A 17,956-nucleotide genomic window follows, 5' to 3' on the forward strand; every position below is an offset into this window, starting at 1 on the left:
GCCCGGCCGCCAATCATTCCGGTCCCGATGAAAAAGCTTTGCAGTGCGCGCATGATCGTTAAGCTGGCGGAACGACAGAAGAATGAGGAGAGGCTGCCGATGGCGGGACGGCGATGGACGCGGGGTGTGGCCTTGGCGCTGCTCGGCGCGTCGGGCGCGGCGCTGGGGACCGATACGCCCCAGCAGGCCGAGGACGAGATCGTCGTGATCGCCGCCCGGATGAAGATCATCAACATCGAATATGCGCTTCGTGGCCCCTGGCTCAAGGCCTGCAATCTCGACGGGACGACCGGCACGCCGGCCGCCGACCGGGCGATCTGCATGTTGCTGCAGCAATGCCTGCTTGACGGGAAGACAAGGCGCGAAGAGGCCAAGCAATGCGTCAATGCCCGGATCGATGATCTCGCCAGTCATCGTGGAACATTGCCGGCGCTGGTGAGCGAAGCCGCGCTTGAAACCGCCGCTGCCGGACAGGATGCGCAAGCGGACGAAGGCGGAAAATCCGACGCGATCATCGTCACCGGCGCGCGCCATGCCATCAATCCTGGCCTGTGGCGCTTTACCGAGATCGGGACCTATGTAAGCAGCATATCCGGACATCATCCTCCCGGCACCCGCCAGTGGGAGGCGTGCATCCCCGATCGCCGCGATGATCTGGCGATCCGCTATGCCGTGGAGGGGCCACCTCTGCCGGCTGGGGCCGGTGGCCCGCATGGATGCCGCCAATGGCGGGTCACTGTGTCAGGGCGAAAATTCGAGGGGCGACTATATTGCGGCCGTGCGCATGGCGGCTTTTCCTATGGCAGGATGAACGGAACGGTCACGGGCGACGCGTTGGAGGCATCTGCCGAACACAAGACTGTTGGCGGACGGGGGCCGCGCGGCAAGGGCCCCGAGAAGCCGCGCTTCTTCGGCAGCCTGAAGACCGAATTGTCGGGGGAACGCGTCGGCGTGTGCCCCGGCCGCTGATCGGAAGCGAAAGGGCGCTCCGGATAATGTCCGGAGCGCCCAGGATTTTCTAAAACCGCCTCAGTTGGGCTTGCGCGCGCCCTGGCTGATCGTAACCTCGCCATTGGCGGCATAAAGTGCCGTGGCTTCGGCCTGGGCGGTCTGGGGATCCTTGCCGTCCAGGATCGCGGCGATCTGGCGGCCGCTCGGCACCTTGTCATAGACGCCGTAAAGGTCGGTCTGGCCGACCATATGGATCGACAGTTGATAGCCAAGGTCGCGGGTGGCGGGATCGAAGGCGAGGACAGTGCCGCTATCGTCGACCGGCACGATGATCGCGCCATCGCTGCGCCCCGTCTGCTGCAGCATGTCATAGCTGCCCTGTGCGGTCTGGACGGTGCCGCGAATGCACAGATTATCCTTGCCCTCGCGCGGGATGCGGACCTCCTGCGGCACGGGCTGGCCGGCGGTGCCGCTGGGCACGGCCTTGGTCAGGCGGGCGTCGCTGCCATCGCCGGCCGGGCAGGCGCCGAAGCTGGCCGGGCTGGTCGCGTGCAGGCTTGTCGCATCGTCGAATTTCAGGCCGGCCAGCATGCCGTCCAACCCGGCCAGCACTTCGGCGCGGCGTTCGGTCGGCCCGGTGACGCGCAGCTTCACCATCCAGCGCCCGACATGGGCGAAGGCGGCCGCCGTCGTCAGCGCGCCATCGGCGGCATCGTCATAGACGGCGCGGATCGCCGTGCCCGCGCGGCCGCCCGCGGCGACGCTGTCATAGGCGGTGCGATGGGTCTTGCCGCCGAACCGCTCCATCACCGCCTTGTCGGTCATGTATGCCGCAAGCGAAGCGTCGGCATAGGCGGGCAGATAGACATAAAGGGTCGCCTGGACGGCGCCATCCTGCGAAATATATTGGGCGTAATTGTCGATGCCCTTGCCGCCGTTCGATACTTCGCCGCTCTTGGTCAGCGACAGGCTGGCGACCGTCTGCGGCAGGCTGATGCCAGCGGCGGTGGCACGTATGGCAGTATCACTGGGCGTCCATGCCTCGATATCGTCCGCAGCCTGCGCCAGCGAGGGCAGGGCCAGGCAGAGGGCCATCGAACATAGGAACAACGCACGTCGGGGCATTGGCATCCTCTCTCTCGATCCAGACCGTCTTGGCGCGGCCTTGAATGACAGAGGATCAGGAAATCACGGATTCCGCAGGGGCGCAAGCCGCCTTCACGCTGCCGGTGCTATTTGCCCCGGAAATTGCCACAATTGCGGGCCGTGACAGGCCTATTGCGGCGCAGCATCGGTCCGGATGACGCCTTCGGCCACGACCGGGCCGGGTGCGGTCAATGTCAGGATCGCGATTCGGCAAGGCTGGCGGGTGGCCTCAGCGCCCCTGGCGTCGCGCCATGAAGGCCAGGCGCTCGAACATCATGATGTCCTGCTCATTCTTGAGCAGCGCGCCGTGCAACGGCGGGATCGCCTTGGTCGGGTCGGCATTCTGCAACACGTCGAGCGGCATATCCTCGTTCAGCAGCAGCTTCAGCCAGTCGAGCAATTCACTGGTGCTGGGCTTCTTCTTGAGGCCGGGCACTTCACGAATGTCGTAAAAAATGTCCATTGCCCGGCTGACCAGCATCTTCTGGATGCCGGGGAAATGGACATCGACGATCGCCTGCATCGTCTCGCGATCCGGGAACTTGATATAGTGGAAGAAACAGCGACGCAGGAAGGCGTCGGGCAATTCCTTCTCGTTGTTCGAGGTGATGATGACGACCGGCCGTTCCTTGGCCGCGACCGTCTCGCCGGTCTCATAGACATGGAAGGCCATGCGATCGAGTTCCTGCAACAGGTCGTTGGGAAATTCGATATCGGCCTTGTCGATCTCGTCGATCAGCAGGACGGGCAGGGTGGGGGAGGTGAAGGCCTCCCACAGCTTGCCCTTGCGGATATAGTTGGCGATGTCATGGACCCGCTCGTCGCCCAGCTGGCCGTCGCGCAGGCGGGCGACCGCATCATATTCATAGAGGCCCTGATGCGCCTTGGTCGTCGACTTGACGTTCCATTCGATGAGGGGGGCGTCGATGGCCTTGGCGATTTCCTGGGCCAGCACGGTCTTGCCGGTGCCCGGTTCGCCCTTCACCAGCAGCGGCCGGCGCAGCAGCACGGCGGCATTGACCGCGACCTTCAGATCGTCGGTGGCGACATAATCCTGGGTGCCCTCAAAGCGCATGGCTTTCTTCCGCTCCATCATTGCTGGAGGACCGGACTAGGCAAAGCGGGATTGGGGCGCAACGCGTTTGTGCATTGCGGCAAGCGGCGGGGCGATGGATCAGGCCGGTTGCTGGCGACGGATGGCGGCGCGCGCCTCCAGCACGTCCCACAGGCCGCGATGCTGGGCCAGGAGCTGGCGCATGCCGAACTGGATCGCGCGATCAACGGCCGGATCGCCACCAATGGCGCGCGCCACGTCCAGCGTTGCCCGATGATCGGGCAAAGAGCAGGGAACCGGTTCGATGCCCGCACGAAGCGCGGCAATGTCCAGCAGCTTGCGCACGGCGCGCCAGTCCAGCACCAGCGCGATCGCTGCGCCCATGGCGCAACCGCGCCGGTCGGACTGGGCCAGCATGTCGAGCGCATGGCGCTGCTGACTGACGATGGTTTCGCAACTGCTCTGGCCCGCCGTGCTGGGGGCGGGGCCAGCAGCCACGGTGACCTGGGTCAGATAGGCGCGCTCCCGCGCAAAGGCGTCGGCGGCCTCGATCAGCCAGCGGCGCGCGGCATTGTCGACCGAGCGGGTGGCGGCATGGTCGATCACGCCGGGATGGCGACCATGGAGCAGGCAGAGATAATAAGCGGCATCGGCAAGGTCGGGCAGGCCAAGGCCATCGCGCGAGCGGGCATCCTGGCTCGCCTGGGCCAGATAGCTGTGGCTATAGCTGCCATCGGCCCGAACCAGCATGTCCAGGATTTGCGCAATATCGTCGCCCCGGCGCAGCGCCGTCACTTCGCTCATAGAAATTTCCCTGTGGCAACGGCGTAAGGGGCGCCGCTGGGCACAATCTAGGGCAAGGTGCGTAAACGCCGGGTTAAACTTGTCGCTTCGGCTGGTCGCAAATGTGGCACCAATGGTCTAGGCCGTTATGGTTAACAAATGATGCTATCGTCTTGAAAAACAAAAGGCCCGGCTGGAATGTCCGGCCGGGCCCTTGTTTGAAGCGATAATCTGACCGGATTTACTGGTCGAGGAAGCTGCGCATCTTGCGGCTGCGGCTGGGGTGCTTCAGCTTGCGCAGCGCCTTCGCCTCGATCTGGCGGATACGCTCGCGGGTCACGCTGAACTGCTGGCCCACTTCCTCCAGCGTATGGTCGGTGTTCATGCCGATGCCGAAGCGCATGCGCAGCACGCGTTCCTCGCGCGGGGTCAGGCTGGCAAGGACGCGGGTGACCGTTTCCTTGAGGTTCGCCTGGATCGCGGCATCCACCGGGATGATCGCATTCTTGTCTTCGATGAAATCGCCCAGATGGCTGTCTTCCTCGTCGCCGATCGGCGTTTCGAGCGAGATCGGCTCCTTGGCGATCTTCATCACCTTGCGCACCTTCTCCAGCGGCATGGAGAGGCGTTCCGCCATTTCCTCCGGCGTGGGCTCGCGGCCCTGCTCGTGCAGGAACTGACGGCTGGTGCGGACCAGCTTGTTGATCGTCTCGATCATGTGGACCGGGATACGGATGGTCCGCGCCTGGTCCGCGATCGAACGGGTGATCGCCTGACGGATCCACCAGGTGGCGTAGGTGCTGAACTTGTAGCCGCGGCGATATTCGAACTTATCGACCGCCTTCATCAGGCCGATATTGCCTTCCTGGATAAGATCCAGGAACTGCAGGCCGCGGTTCGTGTACTTCTTCGCGATGGAGATAACGAGGCGCAGGTTCGCCTCGACCATTTCCTTCTTGGCGATGCGGGCCTCACGCTCGCCCTTCTGCACCATGTTCACGATGCGGCGGAATTCGCTGAGCGACATGCCGGTCGCCTGGGCGATCTCGCTCACTTCGTTACGGATGCGCTCGACCGCGCGGCCTTCGGCAGCGGCAAAGGCAGCCCATTTCTTGTCGAGGCCCTGAACCTTTTCCAGCCAGGCATCGTCCAGCTCATGGCCCATATAGCGCTCAAGGAAGTCCTTGCGGCTGACCTTGTGGCGCTCGGCCAGGCGCAGCATCTGGCCACCCAGCGCGGTCAGGCGCCGGTTATAGGCATAGAGCTGGTCGACCAAATATTCGATCTTCTGCTGGTGGAACTGAACGCTCTCGACCTCGGCGGTCAGCTGCTCGCGCAGCTCATGATAGCTGTCCTCGGCCTTCTGGCTCAGGCTCTCGCCATTGGCCATGGCGACCATGCGCGATTCCTGGGCCTTGGAGAAGGCGCGGAAGATTTCGGTGATGGTCGCGAACTTCTCCAGCGCCATCGGCTTCAAGGTTTCTTCCATCTGGGCGAGGGACAGGGTGTTGTCCTCTTCCTCGTCCTCTTCGCGGCGGGCGCGGGGCGCACCATCCTCGTCCTCGTCGCCGTCGGCGGATTCCTCCTCCGGCTCTTCCTCTTCCTTGAAGCTGGGACCGGCGGTCTTCTCGCTGATCTCGCCATCATCATCCTCGGCGCCTTCCTCCATATTTTCAGGAGCAGGATCCTTGGACAGCATGGCGTCGAGATCGAGGATCTCGCGCAGCTGCATCTCGCCATTATTGAGCGCGGTCGACCATTCAATGATCGCGTTGAAGGTGGTCGGGCTTTCGCACAGACCCAGGATCATCGTGTCGCGGCCGGCCTCGATGCGCTTGGCAATGGCGATTTCGCCCTCGCGGCTGAGCAGTTCGACGGCGCCCATCTCGCGCAGATACATGCGCACGGGATCGTCGGTGCGATCGACCGTTTCCTTCTTCTTCTCGGTGACGAGCTTGGGGCCGTCATCGTCGCTCGAATCATCGTCGGCGTCGTCGGCTTCCTCGCGCTCGCGCTGCTCGTCGCCGTCTTCGCTCGCCTCTTCATTCTCGACGATGTTGACGCCCATTTCGTTGAGCGCCGACATGATGTCCTCGATCTGCTCGGAGGACATCTGGTCCTGCGGCAGGGCGTCGTTCAGTTCGTCATAGGTGATGTAGCCGCGCTTCTTCGCGCGGGCGATCAGCTTCTTGACGGACGCTTCGTTGAGGTCGAGCAGGGGGGCATCGCCATCCTCGCCATCGCCCATCCCGCCATTCTTGCTGTTCGCCTTGGTCGCCATCTATTCGCCTTAACTCCGTCGTCCCGACAGGAACGAGCCTCAATCAAACAATGTCTTCGGACTGCGCCAGTTCCGCCAGGCGGCTGTCGTGATCGGCTTTCAGCGCGCGGACGCGCTGCTGTTCAGCGAAATTCTCTTCGCTGAAGTCGCTCTCGAACCGTCTAGTAGCCTCCGCCAGCGCCGTTTCCAGCTCCGGTCCTTGCGCCATCACCCGGATGGCCTCGTCCAGGTCGCGTTGCACGCGACTGGGGTCGGTTGTCATCCTATGTGGGGTGAATGTGAACGTATCGGCCCGGAGCATCCCCTTAGCCATATTATACAAGTCACCTTGCCCCAATATGGTAAGGAGGGCCTGCGTTTCAACTGTTTCTTTGCGGAAGGATGCGGCGATCATCGCATCCAGCAATCGCGCCAGCGCGGGATCGCCGATTCGCAGGCCTGACAGCGTCTCGCGGTGCAGGATAATCTGCTCCGGATCGCGCAGCAGGCTGGCCAATATCGCCCGCAGCAGCCGATGTTCCATGCCGCTCGCGCCGATCTCCCGCGCCTCGTTGCCGGCGGGCGGGACGGGGGGCTTCCAATTGCCCTTCTTGTCGCGCTGCCAGCCGGCGCGGGCGCCACCGCCGCCTGCGCCGCGCGGGGCACGCTGGCCGCCGCCAAAGCGATCGGGCCGGGCAAAGAAGAGCGCATCATAACGCTCCCGGAATGCCTGGGCATAGAGCGCGCGGACGTCGGGATGCTGGATCGAGTCGCTATGGGCGGCCAGCCGCTGCTTGAGCGCCGCCTTCTGTTCGGGCGTGTCGAGCGGACCGACCTTCTGCTCATGCTCCCACAGCCGATCGACCAGCGGCTGTGCGCCAGCCAGCACGGTGTCCATCGCGCGCGGCCCCTCGGCACGGAGCAGGTCGTCGGGGTCTTGCCCGGCGGGCAGGGTGGCGAAGGCCAGGCTGTGACCAGGGCGCAGCAGGGGGAGGGCGCGGGTCGCCGCGCGGATCGCCGCCTTCTGCCCGGCGGCATCGCCGTCGAAGCACAATATCGGCACCTCGACCATCTTCCACAGTCGTTCGATCTGATGCTCGGTCAGCGCCGTGCCGAGCGGCGCGACCGCATCGCCGAAACCGGCCTGGGCCAGCGCGATCACATCCATATAGCCCTCGACCACGATCACCCGGCCGCTCTGCCGGCTGGCGGGGGAGGCGCGGTCGATATTGTAGAGGGTGCGCCCCTTGTCGAAGAGCGGCGTGTCGGGCGAGTTCAGATATTTGGGTTCGCCCTGGCCGATGATGCGGCCGCCAAAGGCGATCACCCGCCCGCGAATGTCGCGGATCGGCAGCATGAGGCGACCGCGGAAACGGTCATATGTGTCACGTTCGCCGTCAGGGTCGATGAGCAAGCCGGCCTCGACCAGCATCGGCTCGCCAAAATCGCGCAGCGATGTCTTGAGCTTGCCACGCGAATCCGGCGAATAACCAAAGCCGAACGTGCGCCGGGTCGCGTCGGTGATGCCGCGCTTGGCGAGGTAGGCGCGGGCGTCGCCGCCGTCGATGCCGCCAAGCTGGTCCTCGAAGAAGTTCTGCGCCGCTGCCATCGCGTCATGCAGCCCCTTGGCCTGCTCGGCGCGCTTGGCTGCGCGCGGATCGGCGGCGGGCACTTCCATACCGGCGGTTGCCGCCAGTTCCTTCACGGCCTCCATGAAGGGCAGGCCGCGCTGGTCGGTCATCCAGCGGATCGCATCGCCATGCGCGCCGCAGCCGAAGCAGTGATAAAAGCCCTTCTCGTCGTTGATCGTGAAGCTGGGCGTCTTCTCGTTATGGAAGGGGCAGCAGGCCTTATACTCGCGGCCCGCCTTCTGCACCTTCACGGTCTTGCCGATCAACGTCGAAAGCGACGTCCGCGCGCGCAGCTCGTCCAGCCATTGGGGCGTGAGGGTCAAAATCTCCCCTCCCGCATGCGGGAGGGGCTGGGGGAGGGCATGTCCGCAATCACCCGTTCAATTTCCTCAGTCACGCCTTCGATATTGCCAAGAACATCATTGTTCCAGAAACGGATCACGCGAAAGCCTCGTGCTTCGATATGGCGCGTCCGATCAGCGTCGACGGCATCATTGTGCTGTCCGCCATCCACCTCAATCACCAGGCCGATCGCGCGGGCTACGAAATCGCAGATGAAAGGACCGATTGGCACCTGACGGTTGAAGCGGATGCCGGAAATCTTGCGGGCGCTGATAACCTGCCACAGAACGCGCTCGGCTTCCGTGGCATTATTGCGCAGTGCGCGGGCTTTCGCGGTAGGGCGAGCATAGCCTTTGTCCATCGGTCATGAACATGCCCTCCCCTGACCCCTCCCGCAAGCGGGAGGGGAAGTTACGAGCGAAAGGTCAGCTCAGCGCCGCCTTCACCAGCCCGCTTGCCTTGCTCATGTCGATCACGGCGCCATGGCGTTCCTTGAGCACGGCCATCACCTTGCCCATGTCCTTGACGTTTTCCGCGCCGATCTCGGCCTTGATGCCTTCGATCGCGGCGCGGGTCTCGTCCTCGCTCAGCTGCGCGGGCAGGAAGGTTTCGATCACGTCCAACTCGGCCTGTTCCTTGGCTGCCAGTTCGTCGCGGCCGCCGCTCTTGAACATGTCGATCGATTCGCGACGCTGCTTCACCATCTTCTGCAACACTTCCACGACGACGGTGTCGTCGTCGGGCACGCTGCTGGCAGTGCGCAGTTCGATGTCGCGATCCTTGAGCTTGGCCAGGATCAGGCGCACGGCAGCCAGGCGATCCTTGTCGCCGGCCTTCATGGACTCCACTTGGGCGCTCTTGATGGTGTCGCGAATCATGGGCGAATTAATCCTGTTTCTCGGGAAAGGAGTAGATATAATGCGAAAAGAGATTTTTAACAGACGTTGACCTTCACGCGTTGCGGGAATAGGTGACCGGCCGTTTAACCCGCACCAGACGGGTTCCCGCAAAAGCATAAAGGACCGCAGACCATGGCTGACGCCAAGACCCTCATTGTGCCCAAAGGAGCGACAGGGGTATTGGTTTTTGCCGATGGCTCCGCCGTCTTCGGTCGCGGCTTCGGCGCGGTCGGCGACGCGGTCGGCGAACTCTGCTTCAACACCTCGATCACCGGCTATCAGGAGATCATGACCGATCCCTCCTATGCCGGGCAGATCATCACCTTCACCTTCCCGCATATCGGCAATGTCGGCACCAATCTCGACGACGTCGAAGCCGACAGCCCCTATGCGCTGGGTTGCATCGTGCGCCAGGACGTCACCGCGCCCAGCAATTTCCGCAATGTCGAACCGTTCGACCAGTGGATGAAGGACAAGGGCCGCATCGGCCTCGCCGGTGTCGACACCCGCGCGCTGACTAGGCTGATCCGCGAGAAGGGCGCGCCCAACGTCGTCATCGCTTATGATCCCGACGGCAATTTCGACATCGCCGCGCTCGCGGCCAAGGCGGCCGCCTGGCCGGGCCTTGAAGGCATGGACCTCGCCATCGAAGTCACGGGCAAGGAAAGCCGCCTGTGGAAGGACGGCATCTGGACCATCGGCCATGGCTATGGCCTCAATGAAGCGGGCGAGGAACGCCCCCATGTCGTCGCCATCGATTATGGTGCGAAGAACAACATCTTCCGTAATCTGGTGAAGGCCGGCGCGCGCGTCACCGTGCTGCCCGCTACCGCGACCTTTGACCAGGTCAAGGCGCTCAATCCCGATGGCGTGTTCCTGTCGAACGGTCCTGGCGATCCGGCCGCGACCGGCGAATATGCCGTGCCGGTGATTCAGCAGGTATTGGCCGCCGACATTCCCGTCTTCGGCATTTGCCTTGGCCACCAGCTTCTGGGCCTCGCCGTCGGCGCCAAGACGATCAAGATGCATCAGGGCCATCGCGGCGCCAATCATCCGGTCAAGCGCCTGTCGGACGGTCTGGTCGAGATCACCAGCATGAACCATGGCTTCGCCGTCGATGTCGACACGCTGCCGGCCAATGCGCGCTCGACCCATGTCTCGCTGTTCGACGGCAGCAATTGCGGCATCGAACTCACCGACAAGAATGCCTTCTCGGTCCAGTATCACCCCGAAGCCTCGCCCGGCCCGCAGGACAGCTTCTACCTGTTCAAGAAGTTCGTCGATGGCCTCAAGGGTGCGGTCGCCGCGTGAGCCAGAATCTGCCCCCGGTTGACGAAGCGCGCCTCGCCGCAGAGTGGGAGGCGGACAGGCAAGTCCTCGCCAATCTCAAGCGCAATGGCGACGTCGCGCGTCTCGCGCGGCCCGTGGATGTCAGCTTCCGGGGCAGCGAGAAGGATTTCGAGCGCGTCCTGACCATCGCCAGCCAGTTCGGCTTCGTCGAACTGGACCGGGAGGAAGATGAGGAAGGCGACCTGTTCCTGTTCCTGGAATGCGTGCAGCCGGTCGACGAAGCCTCGATCCGCGCGCTGACGCGCAAATGCCTCCAGATCGAAATCCTCTGCGGCGTCGAATATGACGGCTGGGGCTGCGAGGCGCAGGCGGGGGGCGTGCATTGACCGCCATTATTCAAATTGTGCGCGTGAGCGCCTTCAACTGTAAATCAGAGGCCAAATAATGCCCAAGCGCACAGACATCTCCTCCATCCTCATCATCGGTGCCGGCCCGATCATCATCGGCCAGGCGTGCGAGTTCGATTATTCGGGCACGCAGGCGGTCAAGGCGCTGAAGGAAGAGGGCTATCGCATCATCCTGGTGAATTCCAACCCGGCCACCATCATGACCGATCCGGAATTTGCCGACGCGACCTATGTCGAGCCGATCACGCCCGAAATCGTGGCGAAGATCATCGAGAAGGAGCGGCCCGATGCGGTGCTGCCGACGATGGGCGGCCAGACCGCGCTGAACACGGCGCTGGCGCTGTTCAACGACGGCACGCTGGAGAAGTTCGGTGTCCAGATGATCGGCGCCGACGCCGAAGCGATCGACAAGGCGGAGGACCGGATCAAGTTCCGCGACGCCATGGACAAGATCGGCCTGGAATCGGCCCGCTCGCGCATCGCCCACACCATGGAAGAGGCGATGGAAGCGCTGGAGTTCACCGGCCTTCCCTCGATCATCCGCCCCAGCTTCACCATGGGCGGCACCGGCGGCGGCATCGCCTATAATCGCGACGAGTTCATGAACATCGTCCGTGGCGGCCTGGATGCCTCGCCGACCACCGAAGTCCTGATCGAGGAATCGCTCCTCGGCTGGAAGGAATATGAGATGGAAGTCGTGCGCGATCGCAACGACAATTCCATCATCATCTGCTCGATCGAGAATGTCGATCCGATGGGCGTCCATACCGGCGACTCCATCACCGTCGCGCCGGCGCTGACGCTGACCGACAAGGAATATCAGATCATGCGCAACGCCAGCCTGGCGGTGCTGCGCGAGATCGGCGTCGAAACCGGCGGGTCGAACGTCCAGTTCGCGGTCAATCCCAAGGACGGCCGCCTGGTCGTCATCGAGATGAACCCGCGCGTGTCGCGCTCCTCGGCGCTGGCGTCGAAGGCGACCGGCTTCCCGATCGCCAAGGTCGCGGCGAAGCTGGCCGTCGGCTACACGCTCGACGAGATCGAGAATGACATTACCGGCGCGACCCCGGCTTCGTTCGAACCGACGATCGACTATGTCGTGACCAAGATCCCGCGCTTCGCCTTCGAAAAGTTCAAGGGCGCCGAGCCGCTGCTGGGCACCGCCATGAAGTCGGTTGGCGAAGTCATGGCGATCGGCCGCAACATCCATGAATCGATGCAGAAGGCGCTGCGCGGTCTGGAAACCGGCCTGTCCGGCTTCAACCAGGTCGATCATCTGGTCGGCGCGCCCAAGGACGACATCATCGCCGCCCTGGCACAGCCGACGCCCGATCGCCTGCTGGTCGCTGCGCAAGCCCTTCGTGAAGGGCTGACCGTCGCGGAAATCCACAATATCGCCAAATTCGATCCCTGGTTCCTGGAGCGCCTCAAGGAAATCGTCGAGGCCGAGAATGAGGTGCTGGAACATGGCCTGCCGCGCGACGCGGACGGCATGCGCCGCCTCAAGGCCATGGGCTTTTCCGACAAGCGTCTTGCCTGGCTGGCGCTCAAGTCCGCCAATCTGCGCGGCAATGAGCGCGGCGTCGCCCGCGGCAGCGGCCTGATCCACGATGCCGTCGTCGCCATGACCGGCGGCGTGACCGAGGATGAAGTGCGTAGCCTGCGCCACAAGCTGGACGTGCGTCCGGTGTTCAAGCGCATCGACACCTGCGCCGCCGAGTTCGAGGCGAAGACGCCCTACATGTATTCGACCTATGAAGCCCCGATCTTCGGCGAGCCGGAGAATGAGGCGCAGCCCAGCGACCGCAAGAAGGTCGTCATCCTGGGCGGTGGTCCCAACCGCATCGGCCAGGGCATCGAGTTCGACTATTGCTGCGTCCATGCCTGCTTCGCGCTAAGCGAAGCCGGCTATGAGACGATCATGGTCAACTGCAACCCGGAAACCGTGTCGACCGACTATGACACGTCTGATCGCCTCTATTTCGAGCCGCTGACGGCCGAAGACGTGCTGGAGATCCTGCATGTCGAAATGTCGAAGGGGACGCTGGCCGGCGTGCTGGTGCAGTTTGGCGGCCAGACGCCGCTCAAGCTCGCGCAGGCGCTGGAAGATGCCGGCATCCCGATCCTGGGCACCAGCCCGGACGCGATCGACCTTGCCGAGGATCGCGAGCGTTTCGCCGCGCTGATCGACAAGCTGAAGCTGCGCCAGCCGGCCAACGGCATTGCCCGCAGCCGCGAAGAGGCGATCGCGGTCGCCAACCGCATCGGCTATCCGGTGCTGATGCGTCCGTCCTATGTCCTTGGCGGTCGCGCCATGGAAATCGTCGATGGTCAGGCCCAGCTCGAAGAATATATCACCACCGCCGTGCAGGTGTCGGGCGACTCCCCGGTGCTGATCGACCAGTATCTGCGTGATGCGGTCGAGGTGGACGTGGACGCGCTGTGTGACGGCGACGATGTGGTCGTCGCCGGCGTGCTGCAGCATATCGAGGAAGCGGGCGTTCACTCCGGTGACTCCGCCTGCTCGCTGCCGCCCTACAGCCTGTCGGACGAGGTGATTGCCGAGATCGAGCGCCAGACCGAAGTGCTGGCCCGTGCCCTGTCGGTCCGTGGCCTGATGAACATCCAGTTCGCGGTCAAGGATGGCATCGTCTATCTGATCGAGGTCAATCCGCGCGCCAGCCGGACCGTGCCCTTCGTCGCCAAGGCGATCGGCACTCCGATCGCCAAGATCGCCTCGCGCGTCATGGCCGGTGAAAAGATCAAGGATCTGCCCAAGATCGATCGCAACGCGATCGACCATGTCGCGGTCAAGGAAGCCGTCTTCCCGTTCAACCGCTTCCCCGGCGTCGACCCCGTGCTCTCGCCGGAAATGAAGAGCACCGGCGAAGTCATGGGCATCGACAGCAATTTCGCGACCGCCTTTGCCAAGGCGCAGCTGGGCGCGGGCACCGTGCTGCCGACCAGCGGCACCGTCTTCGTCTCGGTCAAGGACAGCGACAAGCCGGTGATCTTGCCGGCGGTGCAGAAGCTGGCGGGCATGGGCTTCACCATCATTGCGACCGGCGGCACTGCCACTTATCTGGAAGGTCAGGGGATCGCCGTCGAGCATGTGAACAAGGTGGCCGAAGGGCGCCCGCACATCGTCGACCGGATCACCGATGGCGACGTGCAGCTGATCTTCAACACCACCGAAGGCTGGCAGTCCCTGAAGGACAGCAAGGCGATCCGCACCAGTGCTCTACGCGCAAAGATTGCAAGTTTCACCACCGCGACCGCCAGCGTCGCTGCGGCGGACGCAATCGAGGCTTTGCGGGACCGCGCCCTTGAAGTGCGCTCGCTCCAGTCCTATTATCCTGCGTCGCACGCCTGATCCCCTTCACCAGGAAGCATGCTGCGGGTGGCGCCACGTTCGGCGCCGCCAAAGGGAAGTTTTGACGAAGGATTTGCAATAATGGCGACCGTCGAGAAGATGCCGATGCTGCAGGTGGGCTATGACAAGCTCAATGCGCAGCTCCGTGAACTGAAGGCCGAGCGCCCTCTGATCGTGGACGCCATCGAGGAAGCTCGTGCCCACGGCGACCTGTCGGAAAATGCCGAGTATCACGCCGCCAAGGAACGGCAGGGGCAGGTCGAGGCAACGATTTCCGACCTGGAAGACAAGTTGTCGCGCGCCCAGATCATCGATCCGACCACCTTGTCGGGTAACAAGATCGTGTTCGGCGCGACCGTGACCCTGCTGGACGAGGATGACAAGCCGGTCAAATATCAGATCGTGGGCCAGGCCGAGGCGGACGCCAAGGCGGGCATGATCAGCTATAACAGCCCGCTGGGCCGTGCGCTGATCGGCCGCGAGGTCGGTGACGAGGTGGAAGTGTCGGTCCCGTCGGGCGACAAATTCTACCTGGTCGACAAGATCGCGTTCATCTGATCCCGTGAAACTGCCTGCCGGACGCACGACCAACGCGATCGCGCTGGTCACGTTCGTCCTGTTCCTGTTGCTGCTGGCAACCGGGCAGATCGACAATGCGGCCTTGCTGGGCGGGTTCATGCCCGCCCGCATTGGCAATCCCGGCCTGCTGGACGGCATGGCGGCGGTGCCCTGGTGGCTGACGCCGCTCAGTTGCACCTTCGTCCATGCCGGCTGGCTGCATATCGCCTTCAACCTGCTGATGCTGCTTTTCTGCGGGCGGCAGGTCGAGCATGTGCTGGGCCGCACCGGCACGCTGATCCTCTATGTCGTCGGTGCCTATGCCGCCTGCTTCGCGCAATGGGCGATCACGCCGGAATCGATCAATCCGATGGTCGGGGCGAGCGGCGCCATTTCTGCTATCATTGCTACCTATGCGCTGCTCTACAGCCAGCAACAGGTGCGGCGGATCGGGCCGTTGTCGGCCAATTTCGTGCGGGTGCTGTGGCTGGCGGCCGCGTGGATCGCGATCCAGCTGATGATCGGCGTGGCGACGGCGGGGGGATTGGGCGATCTGGGTCAGATCGCGATTGCCGCGCATATCGGCGGCTTCCTGGCAGGGCTGGCCTTGACCCGGCCCTTGCTGCGCTGGCGCTTCCGCAAACGGCCCCAGGCTATCAATTGATCATTCGATAAACTGTGTTCGGGCGAAACCGGGGCATGATCCGGTCTCGCCCGAAACGGGCCATCAGGCTGCCGGCAGCTCAGGCTCCAGCAGGCGGTGCAGATGGACGATCACATAACGCATTTCGGCGTCATCGACGGTGCGCTGCGCCGCGCCGCGCCAGGCCTTTTCGGCCGAGGCATAGTCGGGGAAGACGCCAACCAGGTCGACCTTGCTCAGGTCCTGGAATTCCAGCGTCTGCGGGTTGGTTACGCGGCCGCCCATCACCAGATGCATCTTGCTCATGGCGTTATATGTTCTCCTTTGACTGATCGCGGTGCCTTAGCATCGTCCCTGCGATCCGCCAAGGAAAGCGGCCTGTGTGTCGATTGCGTTTGCGGCAATCGCGATTAGCTTTTCGGCAATCGCGCCTTGATCGCGTCGCCCAGCGCCTCGACGCGGGTGGAGACGAGCGCGACCAGTTCGTCCGCGAGCTTCGATGCCTTGCCGCCAAGATCGGCGGATGCCGCAGCGTCACGCGCCGCTGCAGCGGTGTCGCTGGCACTTTCCTTGGCGCTCGACAGCGCATGGCTTGCCGTCTCGCGGGCCTTGCTGAGCACTTCACCGGCATTGTCCCGCGCACTGGCCAGCGCTTCGCCCGCATTGTGGCGCAGCGACTCGCTATTCTCGCTCGCAGCCGTGCGCGCGGTGGCGGCGGCTTCCAGCACGCGTGCCCCGGCGGTGGCGGCCAGACCCGGCAGCGCCTTCATCACCTTCCGGCTCTTGGGGAACATCCAGGCGATGACCGCGCCTGCCGCCACCGCGCCGGCCACAGCCGCAACCGGATGCTCCTGAATGATCTCGTTGGCGCGGGCAGCGACCCGCTGGCCCCGATCGCGCGCGTCGCCATAGGCTTCACTCGCCTTGTCCTTGCCGGTCTGGATCAGTTCGCCGGCGCTCTCGCGCGCCTTGCCGGTGCTGTCCTTGATCATGTCGGTTGCGCTGCCGGCGGCGTCATTGGCCGCTTCGCGGACGCGGGTCAGTTGGGCGCGGATGTCAGCCATCATCAATCTCCGAAATTTCCGTGTTACGGTTCCTCAGTCGAACGAACAGGCGTCCGAAAAGTGCCGTGAGGGGGCGGCGGAAGAGAAACAGGACGATGCCGGTTGCGGCCGCGCCGGTGGCAACCGGCCGCTGGCGCACCTTGGCACCGACATAGGCGACGCCGTCGAGCGCAGTCGCCGTGATCTTCGCCTCGACATCGGCCTTCAGCCGATCGGGTGCGATCCGCGCCTGGGCATCGGCTAGGCTCAGGACCGCCTTGCTACGCAGATGCACCGCGCGTTCGGTCGCTTCGAGATAGGCCTGTTCCCGGCTCATGACTTGATCGTCTTCAACATATGGCTGATCTGTCCCTTGGCCAGCAGCAGCAGCAGGACGGCGATCAGTACGGCGCCGCCGAACACCGCCAGCGTTGCCCAGAGCGGCCCGATCATCGCGGACAGCGCAATCACCAACCCGATCAACAGGGTCACGATCGCGGCGAACAGCAGCATCAGGGCTACGATCCCCAGGATCGCGGCATTACGGATGCCGGCGCCGGCAATGCCGGCGCGCAGCTTCTGGCGCTCGACCTCCGCCTGCACATAGGCACGGCCATCGGTGTAGAGGCGGGCGAATGTCGCGCGGACAGACTCCTCATTCCCCTCGGTCTGCGGCGTTGCCACCGTATCCGCTGGTTCCTGCGTCAATTGCCCCTCCGCCCCGTGAACCGGGGCCTGCGGTTAGCCGTCACGATAATCCTGTCTTGCGTCCGTCAGGCGTCGCTGTCGGACGATCCCTTGGCAAGGCGCATCAGCACGAAGCCGACCACGGCGGCAGCGCCGATGGCAACGGCCGGGCTCTTGCGCACGAAATCACGCGCCTCGGTCATCAACTGGTCGACGTCCTTGCTATCCAGCGTATCTGCGGCACTGGCCACCGATTCCGCTGCCTGGCGGGCATAGTCGCCATATTGCGGGCCCAGCTTCGCATCGACCGTGCCGGCGGTATCCGCAATCAGCTTCGACAGGCTCTGCATGGCCGAGCCGGTCTTGTCCTTGGCACTGCTCGCCGCAGACTTTGCGGTCTTGCCGGCCTGTTCCTTGATCGGGTCGATATGCGCCTTCCAGTCGACCGAATTGATCTTGTCGGTTGCGGCCTTGGCGGCCTTTTCGGCCTGCGCCTTGATCGGCGCAATCTGTGCGGACCAGCCATGGGCTGCCCCGTTTCCGGGCTTTGCGGGCGCCTTGCGGGTGGCGGCCTTCTTCACCGGCGCGGCCTTGACGGCCGGGGTGGAGGCCTTGGTCGACGCCGGCTTCGCCTTGGCGGCAACCGCCTTCTTCGCGCGCTTGACGGGCGGGGTTTCCGGGGTGTCGGCCATTGTCCAAAGTCTCCCTAAAGCTCAACCTCATGGTCCCGCGCGGAGCGGGCTGTCATGATCCTAATGCTTGGCGGCGGCCTACAGTTCCGGCGCCGTTACTATTTTGAGCATCGGCATTTTTTGTCCCATGGCAAGTCCCCCGGATTGCCAAGTTTGGGGCTGCTGGCTAAGCGGGGCCGCGAAAAGGCCGCCCGGCG

18 protein-coding genes are annotated in these 17,956 nt (G+C 64.0%); 6 read left to right on the top strand and 12 right to left on the bottom strand.

All coding sequences use genetic code 11. The annotated features are described in order from the left end of the window. Positions 1 to 51 precede the first annotated feature (51 nt). Positions 52 to 969: a DUF3617 domain-containing protein gene (locus tag VHN57_RS04310; protein ID WP_278986460.1), complete on the top strand. Its 918-nt coding sequence runs from the start codon at positions 52 to 54 to the stop codon at positions 967 to 969. Between the two features lie 60 nt (positions 970 to 1,029). Here VHN57_RS04310 and VHN57_RS04315 read toward each other — a convergent pair whose 3' ends face one another. The 7 genes from VHN57_RS04315 to VHN57_RS04345 all read right to left on the bottom strand — a co-directional run bounded on the left by VHN57_RS04315 (position 1,030) and on the right by VHN57_RS04345 (position 9,045). Then, on the bottom strand, positions 1,030 to 2,076 hold the full coding sequence (locus VHN57_RS04315; RefSeq protein WP_278986458.1) for a hypothetical protein: 1,047 nt from the start codon (positions 2,074 to 2,076) through the stop codon (positions 1,030 to 1,032). A 250-nt stretch (positions 2,077 to 2,326) separates the two neighbouring features. Then, positions 2,327 to 3,172 (bottom strand): AAA family ATPase, encoded by an 846-nt coding sequence (locus VHN57_RS04320; protein ID WP_097382627.1) that lies wholly within the window; start codon positions 3,170 to 3,172, stop codon positions 2,327 to 2,329. Between the two features lie 99 nt (positions 3,173 to 3,271). Then, positions 3,272 to 3,955, bottom strand: a complete 684-nt coding sequence (locus VHN57_RS04325) for a DUF6975 family protein (protein ID WP_004211764.1) — start codon at positions 3,953 to 3,955, stop codon at positions 3,272 to 3,274. Between the two features lie 220 nt (positions 3,956 to 4,175). Beyond that, complete coding sequence (gene rpoD, locus VHN57_RS04330; RefSeq protein WP_004211766.1) at positions 4,176 to 6,215, bottom strand: RNA polymerase sigma factor RpoD; 2,040 nt, start codon at positions 6,213 to 6,215, stop codon at positions 4,176 to 4,178. Between the two features lie 43 nt (positions 6,216 to 6,258). After that, positions 6,259 to 8,148 (bottom strand): DNA primase, encoded by a 1,890-nt coding sequence (gene dnaG / locus VHN57_RS04335; protein ID WP_278986456.1) that lies wholly within the window; start codon positions 8,146 to 8,148, stop codon positions 6,259 to 6,261. Further along, complete coding sequence (locus tag VHN57_RS04340; protein ID WP_278986455.1) at positions 8,145 to 8,528, bottom strand: endonuclease domain-containing protein; 384 nt, start codon at positions 8,526 to 8,528, stop codon at positions 8,145 to 8,147. The genes dnaG and VHN57_RS04340 overlap by 4 nt, the downstream gene beginning before the upstream one ends. A gap of 64 nt (positions 8,529 to 8,592) precedes the next feature. Beyond that, on the bottom strand, positions 8,593 to 9,045 hold the full coding sequence (locus tag VHN57_RS04345; protein ID WP_423282880.1) for a GatB/YqeY domain-containing protein: 453 nt from the start codon (positions 9,043 to 9,045) through the stop codon (positions 8,593 to 8,595). 153 nt (positions 9,046 to 9,198) lie between these two features. On the opposite strand from VHN57_RS04345, the gene carA reads away from it, so the two are divergent. The 5 genes from carA (at position 9,199) to VHN57_RS04370 (ending at position 15,358) form a co-directional block, all read left to right on the top strand. Next, positions 9,199 to 10,377, top strand: a complete 1,179-nt coding sequence (carA, locus tag VHN57_RS04350; RefSeq protein WP_278986529.1) for a glutamine-hydrolyzing carbamoyl-phosphate synthase small subunit — start codon at positions 9,199 to 9,201, stop codon at positions 10,375 to 10,377. Continuing rightward, a complete protein-coding gene (locus VHN57_RS04355; protein WP_017501335.1) occupies positions 10,374 to 10,742 on the top strand; it encodes a ribonuclease E inhibitor RraB in 369 nt (122 codons plus the stop codon). The genes carA and VHN57_RS04355 overlap by 4 nt, the downstream gene beginning before the upstream one ends. Before the next feature lie 58 nt (positions 10,743 to 10,800). Beyond that, positions 10,801 to 14,136 carry a carbamoyl-phosphate synthase large subunit gene (carB, locus tag VHN57_RS04360; RefSeq protein WP_278986528.1) on the top strand — a complete coding sequence of 1,112 codons (3,336 nt, stop codon included), beginning with the start codon at positions 10,801 to 10,803 and terminating at the stop codon, positions 14,134 to 14,136. Positions 14,137 to 14,217: 81 nt separating this feature from the next. Next, complete coding sequence (greA, locus tag VHN57_RS04365; protein WP_004211784.1) at positions 14,218 to 14,694, top strand: transcription elongation factor GreA; 477 nt, start codon at positions 14,218 to 14,220, stop codon at positions 14,692 to 14,694. 4 nt (positions 14,695 to 14,698) lie between these two features. Beyond that, entirely contained in the window at positions 14,699 to 15,358 is a 660-nt protein-coding gene (locus VHN57_RS04370) for a rhomboid family intramembrane serine protease (RefSeq protein ID WP_069335868.1), read from the top strand. A 63-nt stretch (positions 15,359 to 15,421) separates the two neighbouring features. Here VHN57_RS04370 and VHN57_RS04375 read toward each other — a convergent pair whose 3' ends face one another. The 5 genes from VHN57_RS04375 to VHN57_RS04395 all read right to left on the bottom strand — a co-directional run bounded on the left by VHN57_RS04375 (position 15,422) and on the right by VHN57_RS04395 (position 17,759). Beyond that, positions 15,422 to 15,643: a DUF4170 domain-containing protein gene (locus tag VHN57_RS04375; RefSeq protein WP_004211788.1), complete on the bottom strand. Its 222-nt coding sequence runs from the start codon at positions 15,641 to 15,643 to the stop codon at positions 15,422 to 15,424. 104 nt (positions 15,644 to 15,747) lie between these two features. Then, the gene (locus VHN57_RS04380) at positions 15,748 to 16,401 is read right to left on the bottom strand and encodes a hypothetical protein (RefSeq protein WP_004211790.1); all 654 of its coding nucleotides are present in this window, start codon (positions 16,399 to 16,401) and stop codon (positions 15,748 to 15,750) included. Beyond that, positions 16,394 to 16,717, bottom strand: coding sequence for a hypothetical protein (locus tag VHN57_RS04385; protein WP_278986524.1), 324 nt, complete (start codon positions 16,715 to 16,717; stop codon positions 16,394 to 16,396). Before VHN57_RS04385 ends, VHN57_RS04380 begins: the two co-directional genes overlap by 8 nt. Next, positions 16,714 to 17,088, bottom strand: coding sequence for a phage holin family protein (locus tag VHN57_RS04390; RefSeq protein WP_136187674.1), 375 nt, complete (start codon positions 17,086 to 17,088; stop codon positions 16,714 to 16,716). The genes VHN57_RS04385 and VHN57_RS04390 overlap by 4 nt, the downstream gene beginning before the upstream one ends. A 65-nt stretch (positions 17,089 to 17,153) precedes the next feature. Continuing rightward, on the bottom strand, positions 17,154 to 17,759 hold the full coding sequence (locus tag VHN57_RS04395; protein WP_037507498.1) for a hypothetical protein: 606 nt from the start codon (positions 17,757 to 17,759) through the stop codon (positions 17,154 to 17,156). Positions 17,760 to 17,956 lie beyond the last annotated feature (197 nt).

It is taken from the genome of Sphingobium salicis subsp. salicis, from assembly GCF_049472635.1.
GTDB classification, from domain to species: Bacteria; Pseudomonadota; Alphaproteobacteria; order Sphingomonadales; family Sphingomonadaceae; genus Sphingobium; species Sphingobium yanoikuyae_A.